Annotated in this window: 3 protein-coding genes; 1 reads left to right on the forward strand and 2 read right to left on the reverse strand. The window is 72.6% G+C overall.

The window, feature by feature from the left end; genetic code table 11:
* Nucleotides 1-622 (reverse strand): hypothetical protein (locus tag PLP61_RS07850; RefSeq protein ID WP_324502005.1); only part of this gene is annotated, 622 nt, incomplete at its 3' end.
* Nucleotides 619-1,455, reverse strand: a complete 837-nt coding sequence (locus PLP61_RS07855) for an alpha/beta fold hydrolase (protein WP_324502007.1) — start codon at nucleotides 1,453-1,455, stop codon at nucleotides 619-621. The genes PLP61_RS07855 and PLP61_RS07850, both read right to left, overlap by 4 nt.
* Nucleotides 1,456-1,504: 49 nt before the next feature.
* On the opposite strand from PLP61_RS07855, the gene PLP61_RS07860 reads away from it, so the two are divergent.
* Nucleotides 1,505-2,125, forward strand: coding sequence for a TetR/AcrR family transcriptional regulator (locus PLP61_RS07860; RefSeq protein ID WP_324502009.1), 621 nt, complete (start codon nucleotides 1,505-1,507; stop codon nucleotides 2,123-2,125).
* Nucleotides 2,126-2,304 lie beyond the last annotated feature (179 nt).

The following is a 2,304-nucleotide window of genomic DNA, read 5'->3' on the forward strand; positions in this document are numbered from 1 at the left end:
CGGTCCACATCTGCTGACTGACGCCGAGGATCCAGGCCAGCCACAGCACGAAGCCCACGAGGCTCACGGTGTTGGAGGTGGCGTCGTTGGAGACCGCGCCCAGCACAGCGGAGACCACGAACGCAACCGCGGACAGCAGCCCGGTGACCACCAGCCACGCGGGGAGCATGGCGTGTCGTACGGCGAGGATGTTCGTGGCGACCAGGTGCGCGCCGAGTCCGAAACCGGCCGTGGAGAGGAACACGGCGCCGAGCGTGTAAAAGGCGACGACCGCCTCGGGGCGCTCGGTGAGCGCGAGGGAGGCGAGCACGACCGCCGAGGCGAAGGACATGGTTCCACCGAGGAGCAGGCCGGCCAGCGACACCACCGCGAGGCGGGCGGCACCTGACTCGGCGCGGACCATGCGTGCCCACAGCGAGCCGAACCACCACAGCAGCAGGATCGAGGCCAGGCCGAACAGCCACAGCCCGGCGGCGAGTCCGGCCCGATGACCGGTGAGGTAGGCGAGGATCTCGCTCTCGGGTGCCGAGGGGGGAGGCGGTGCTCCGGCCGTCACGCCGACCACGACGTCCAGGGCGACGTAGAGGACTCCGGCGAGCGCCGCACTGCGCTGGCCGCTCATCGCCGGCCTCCCGGCGCCTCTGTCACGGCCGACGTCCAGAACCTGCGTACCAGCTCGACCACTGCGCCCGGCTGCTCGAGAGGGACCAGGTAGGCCGCGTCGGGGACCACGGCCACGCGACCGTCGGGGAGCCTCGTGGCCGCAGCTGCGGCCTGGGCCGGTGTCCACCCACCGTGCTGCTCCCCCGTGATCATCAGGGTGGGGACGGCGACTCCCGGCAGGAGGGCGCCGAGGTCCTCGCGGTGCAGCGAGATGGACACCACGGCATTGCGCAGGAGACGCCGGTCAGCGGCGGTAACGGAGGTGCGGACGAGCGCGACGGCCTCGGGATCACTCGCCCGGGTTGCCGGCGCGAGCATCGTCTCGACCACCCCGTCGAGGATGAAGCCGGCCGGCCCGAGCACCCGGTGGGCGAGGAGGAGGGCGTGGGTCCGGGCACGCTCGGCGGCACTGAGTGGCTGGACGGGAGTGCCGAGGGTGACCAGCGACCTGGTCCGCCGGGGGTACGCCGTCGCGAACCGGATGCCGACGTGGCCGCCCCACGCGTTGCCGACCCAGTCCACCGGCTCGGCGACCCCGAGCGCGTCGAGCACCTCAGCAGCGGCCCGGGCACACTGGCGCAGGTCGTAGCGACCGCCGGGGTCGGAGCTCTCACCGTGACCGGGGCCGGTGATCGTGACCAGCCGCCGGACCTCGGCCAGCTCCGCCGTGACGCGCCGCCAGCTGCGCTCGTCGACGAACAGGCTGTGCCACAGCACCGCGGGCGCACCCTGCCCTTCGACCCGGACCGCAAGACGACCCACCACGGTGTCGATGAAGCTCCGCTCGGACATGCGCGTCACCTCCTTGGTTGACACTGTCAATGTCCGTAGACTGCCGGACGTGGTTGACACTGTCAATGTCGAGCAGGCCGGCGCGGCGGTGGCTCCGCTGGGCATGCGCCTGGTCGAGACCACGCTCGAGATGCTGCGCGAGGGGCCCGTCGAGCAGCTCAGCCTGCGTCGCGTCGCCGAGCAGGCCGGAGTGAGCCACCAGGCCCCCTACGTGCACTTCGGCTCCAAGCGGCGCTTCCTCGCCGCCGTCGCCGGCGTGGGCCTCGACCGGGCGGCGGCGGCGGCGGAGGCCAGGGTGGCCGCGGCGGGTGAGTCACCGATCGCACGACTGCGGGCTCTGGCCGAGGCCTACACGGACTGGGTGGAGCACGATCCGCACGTCCACGACCTCGACCACGTGCTGCGCATCGACAAGAGCGAGCATCCGTGGCTGCAGGCCGCCGCGATCCGGTACTGGAACCTCCTCCACGACACCGTCGAGGCGTGCCAGCCCCCGGAGGTCACCGAGGCCGACGTGCTGCGACGCTGCGCCGTCGCGTGGGGGGTGGTCTACGGGATCTCCCGGCTCGCAGCACTGGAGCAGATCCCCGCCTCCGTGCCCGGCGACGCCCGCGAGCACATCGACTCGGCCCTGACGGCCCTGTACGCCGGCTGGCACGCGACGCGGTGACGAGTGCCGCACCAGCCGGGACCGCCCGTCGCGTGGAGGGCCGCAGGAGGCGGTCGGACCGCGGCGTGCCTCAGACCAGCGCGAGAAGAACAAGCCCGACCCGTGCCGGCCCCAGGATGAGTCCCGCCGGAAGGGCGAAGCCGATCCAGAAGACGATCTCGACCGGGACCAGGGCGAGG

Origin of the sequence: Nocardioides sp., assembly GCF_035429765.1 — a bacterium.
Lineage (GTDB): Bacteria > Actinomycetota > Actinomycetes > Propionibacteriales > Nocardioidaceae > Nocardioides.

Coding starts and splice junctions, on each gene's coding strand:
- PLP61_RS07855 (WP_324502007.1), bottom strand. CDS start 1,455: ATGTCCGAGCGGAGCTTCATCGACACCGTGGTGGGTCGTCTTGCGGTC.